A 4,292-nucleotide genomic window follows, 5' to 3' on the forward strand; every position below is an offset into this window, starting at 1 on the left:
GCGCATGAACGCGCCACGGCGAAGTTGGATCAAGCCCTCCAGATCCTCCCCCAGGCCGTAGGCCGATGTGGGGGCGGTGGATCGGCGCGCAGCGACGGGCCGGAGGGGGATGGACGTCGTCCACCCTCGGTTAAACAGGAATCAAAGTCCCCGTCAGTCAGCTTCGCTGACAGCTCCCCCAGGAGCGGAGCATCTAGAGAGGCCTCAGACCAACTCCTCGAAGGCGTCCACCAGCCGCTCCATCTGGGCCATGCCGGCGGTCCAGAAGGCCTTTTCGCGCGGGTTGAGGCCGAAGGGGCGCAGGGCCTCGACATAGGTCCGGGTGCCGCCGGCGGCCAGCAGGTCCTCATAGAGCGGGGCGAAGGCCACGGGGTCCTCGCGACGCTTCTCCATCAAGCCACGCACCAGCAGGTCGCCGAAGGCGTAGGCATAGACGTAGAACGGCGCGTGGGCGAAGTGGCTGACATAGGCCCAGTAGTGCTCATAACCCTTGTTCAGCTTGATGGCTGGACCCAGGCTTTCGCCCATGGTGGCCAGCCAGATCTCGCCGATCTGTTCGGCCGACAGTTCGCCCTCCGTGCGGGCCGCATGGAACTGGCTTTCGAAACGATGGAAGGCGATCTGGCGCACCACGGTGTTGATGCCGTCCTCGATCTGGCCGGCCAGCAATCCAAGCCGCTCAGCCTTGGAGGCGCCGGCCAGAAGCCGTTCGAACACCAGGCCCTCGCCGAAGATGGAGGCGGTTTCGGCGAGCGTCAGGGGCGTGTCGGCCAGCAGGGTGCCCAGCGGCTGGCACAGGGTTTGGTGTACGGCATGGCCCAGTTCGTGGGCCAGGGTCAGGACGTCGCGGCGCTCGCCCATGTAATTCATGAAGACATAGGGGTGGCGGTCGGCGGTCACCGGGTGGCTGAAGGCGCCTGACTGCTTGCCGGCCCGGGGCCGAGCGTCGATCCAGGGCTGGTCGAAGAACGCCCGGGCGGTGTCGGCGAACTTGGGCGCCAGGTCGGCGAAGCTCTCCAACACCATGCCCTGGGCCTGTTTCCAGTCGTAGGCGCGGGGCTGGGCGGTATCGAGCGGCGCGTTGCGGTCCCAGTAGTCCAGGGTCTTGCGGCCCATCAGCTTGGCCTTGAGCGCATAGTAGCGATGGCTGACCCGCGGGTAGGCCTCGACGACGGCGGCCTCCAGGGCCTCGACGGCGTCGGCGTCCACCTCGTTGGCGATGTGCCGGCTGGCGGCCGGGGTCGGGTATTTCCGCCAGCGGTCCTCCACCTGCTTCTCGAAGGCCAGCGTGTTCATCGACAGCGCCAGCTCCGGCGTGCGCTCCTCCAGGGCCTTGGCCAGGCCTTGCGCGGCGGCCTTGCGCCGGGCCACGTCGGGGTCCGACAGGCGGTTCAGCACCTCGGGCAGGCTCAGGCTCTCCTTGCCCACCTTGGCGGTCAGCCGGGCCAGGGTCTCGTCATAGAGCCGCACCCAGTTGGCCACCGCCGGCGAGCGGTCGATCAGCAGCCGCTCCAGCTCCGGCGATAGCTCGTGGGGCCGCGACAGCCGCACCCGGCGCATCCACGACCGCCAGCGGGCGGCCGGCGGATGGGCCTTGAAGGCCATCTCGATCTCGTTGTCCTCGAGCTGGTTGAGCTCCAGGGTGAAGAACAGGCTCTCGGCTCCGATCTGCGAGGACCGGGTGCGCAGGTCGCCCTCGAACTTGGCCCAGGCCGGATCGTCCTTGGCCACCGAACTGGCCAGACCCGCATAGGCGCCCACGGCCCACAAGCCGTTCACCGCACTCTCATAGAGCCCGATCCCGTGGTCCAGCAGTTCACCCAGGTGCAGCGAGTCGCTGCGCAACTGCACGAACCGGCCCTTCAGCTTGATCAGCTCGTCATTGGCGGCCTTGGCGGCGGCCAGGTCGATCTCGATCTTCGGGTCGTCGCGCCCGGCATAGAGGTCGGAGAGCTGCCACTCGGGCAGGGCGTCGAGTTTCACGGGCGCGTTCATGGGTAGGGGTTTAGCGCGCAGGTCGGGGCGGGACTAGGGCGCCCGAACCGGATGCCCGTCGAACTGTTTGGCGCCGTCGCCGATCTCGTACCAGGCTGGCTTCTCCGCGACGAACTCGTGGAAGCGGTTACGGACGCCAGGGTCGCTGTCCAGGCAGTTGGCGGCGATGGGGAACGAGTCGGCCGACGAAAGTGGCTCGCCCAGGGCCGTGCCGCAGCGGCGGCAGAAGCAGCGGGAAAATTGGTAGGGCGGGTCGGGCTGGTAGCTCTCCACCATGTCCTCGCCCGCCACCCACCGGAATGACGCCCGGTCGACAAAGACGAACGTGCTCAGCCCCACCTTGCGGCACCGGGTGCAGTGGCAGGTGGCCATCATGGTGGGTGGGGCGGTCAGTTCGAACCGCACCGCACCACAGCAGCAGCTTCCCTGGATCATGGTCGTCTCCCTCGTCTGCTCTGTTTCTCCCATGGCCTGCTGACAGGAAGCGTCAGCAGGGTCGCGTCTTGACTGATAGGTTGATATCAACCCAACTAAGACCATGACCACCTCCGTCGCCCTCGAAACCACGTTGTCCGTCCGTGACACCTGCCTGTGCCTGCACACCCAGCGGGCGGCGCGGGCGCTGGCGCGGCGGTTCGACGAGGTGCTGCGGCCGGTGGGGCTGACCAATGGGCAGTTCTCGCTGCTGAACGCCCTGAACGGCGCCGAGCCCGCGCCGATGAGCCAGGTGGCCGCGACGCTTGGGGCCGACCGCACCACCCTTACCGCCGCCCTGAAGCCCCTGGTCCGCGAAGCCCTGGCGCAGATCAGCATCGACCCCGCCGATCACCGCGCCCGCCGCGTGGCCCTGACCACGACCGGCCAGGCCAGGCTCGCCGCCGCCCTGCCGCTGTGGGCCGCCGCCCACGCGGCCCTGGAAACCGAACTCGCCGACCCCGACCGGGCGCGGCTTGATTTGCTCACCCTGTCGGCGCCCCGTCCGGGCGTTCCGGCCGCCCCACTCTGCGACGCTTGAGGAGCTCCCCTATGACCATCCAGTTCACCGCCTTCCGCTGGGTGCCGCCCTTCGCGCAAGGGTGGGTCCGCGACCTGCGCATCCGCTGGGCCCTGGAGGAGGCGGGCCTGCCCTATGAGGTGGTGCTGATCGACAGCGCGACCGAGAACTACCGCGACTGGCAGCCCTTCGGTCAGGTGCCGGCCTATCGCGACGGCGAGGTGGAGATGTTCGAGTCCGGCGCCATCGTCCTGCGCCTGGCCGGGATGTCGGAAAAGCTGGCGCCGCGCACCGAGGCTGGGCTGGCCCGGGTCAGCACCTGGATCTTCGCGGCGTTGAACTCCATCGAGCCCCAGGCCCAGACCCTGGTGCAGCTGGATGGCTTCTATGCCGGCCAGGCCTGGATCGAGGGGCGCCGCCCCTCCGCCCAGGCCAATCTCGCCGCCCGCCTGACTTCGCTCTCCAACGCGCTCGGCGACAAGGACTACCTGGAGGGCCGCTTCACCGCCGGCGACATCGCGATGGCCACGGTGCTGCGGGAACTGGAGGAGTGCGGGGCGCTGAAGACATTCCCCAATCTCGACGCCTACCGTGCCCGATGCCTGGCGCGGCCGGCCTTCGCCAAGGCGCTGGAGGACCAGCTGCGGACCTTCCGCGAAAACGAGCCGGTCCCAGCCTAGCGCGAGAGCCGCGTATAGGCCGCCAGCGCCTCGGCGCGGGCCGGCGAGATCTCGGGCTCCGCCGGAGGTACGGGCGGGGCGGCGCCGGCCAGGTGCGCGCGGGCTTGCGGCGACAGGCTGACGCTGTCGGTCTTCGCGGGCTGAGCGGCCTCGAGGTCGGCATGGAGACGCTGACGATACTCGGCGGGCGAGCCATAGGCCGGGGCGCCGGCGCCATCCACCTGCATACCGGCGACGATCTGCTGATCGGCCTCCGATAGCGCGTCGAAGGCGCTGAGCATCTTCGCCTGCGGTTCCGGCGGCACGGCCTGGGGCCCGGCCCAGGCAGCGCGGGTGAAGGCGTTCAGGGTCGACTGCACCCGCTGGCCGAAGGGCGATTCCGTCAGCGCCTTGGCGAGCGTGCGCCGCTCGCTCGACGGCGCGGCCCGCCAGCGGCTGGCCAAGTCCTGATAGGCGGTGAGTTGCTGCTCAAGACTCCGCGCCCCGCTGCGGTCGTCCAGCACCAGCGCCGAGGCGGCGACGGTGTCTGGCAGGACGGGCGGCGGACCCGCCAGGGTGTTGGTGATCTGCATGGAGCCCTTGCAATGGCCCGCGCCCGCTGAATTCGGGATGAAAGAACGCCC

At 69.3% G+C, this 4,292-nt stretch carries 5 protein-coding genes; 2 read left to right on the plus strand and 3 right to left on the minus strand.

All coding sequences use genetic code 11. The features are described from left to right. Positions 1-204: 204 nt before the first annotated feature. Together AAC997_RS15615 and AAC997_RS15620 are read right to left on the minus strand one after the other, a co-directional pair. On the minus strand, positions 205-1,995 hold the full coding sequence (locus AAC997_RS15615; RefSeq protein WP_340646623.1) for a M3 family oligoendopeptidase: 1,791 nt from the start codon (positions 1,993-1,995) through the stop codon (positions 205-207). Between the two features lie 33 nt (positions 1,996-2,028). After that, a complete protein-coding gene (locus AAC997_RS15620) occupies positions 2,029-2,430 on the minus strand; it encodes a GFA family protein (RefSeq protein WP_340646624.1) in 402 nt (133 codons plus the stop codon). Positions 2,431-2,533: 103 nt separating this feature from the next. Here AAC997_RS15620 and AAC997_RS15625 point away from each other — a divergent pair, with 103 nt between their 5' ends. Both AAC997_RS15625 and AAC997_RS15630 read left to right on the plus strand, forming a co-directional pair. Beyond that, entirely contained in the window at positions 2,534-3,010 is a 477-nt protein-coding gene (locus AAC997_RS15625; RefSeq protein WP_340646625.1) for a MarR family winged helix-turn-helix transcriptional regulator, read from the plus strand. A gap of 11 nt (positions 3,011-3,021) precedes the next feature. Then, positions 3,022-3,669 carry a glutathione S-transferase family protein gene (locus tag AAC997_RS15630; RefSeq protein WP_340646626.1) on the plus strand — a complete coding sequence of 216 codons (648 nt, stop codon included), beginning with the start codon at positions 3,022-3,024 and terminating at the stop codon, positions 3,667-3,669. Here the strand turns inward: AAC997_RS15630 and AAC997_RS15635 are convergent. Further along, positions 3,666-4,292, minus strand: a 627-nt coding sequence (locus tag AAC997_RS15635) for a hypothetical protein (RefSeq protein ID WP_340646627.1), incomplete at its 5' end; no start/stop codon positions are given. The genes AAC997_RS15630 and AAC997_RS15635 overlap by 4 nt on opposite strands.

Origin of the sequence: Phenylobacterium sp. (genome assembly GCF_037968635.1) — a bacterium.
Lineage (GTDB): Bacteria > Pseudomonadota > Alphaproteobacteria > Caulobacterales > Caulobacteraceae > Phenylobacterium.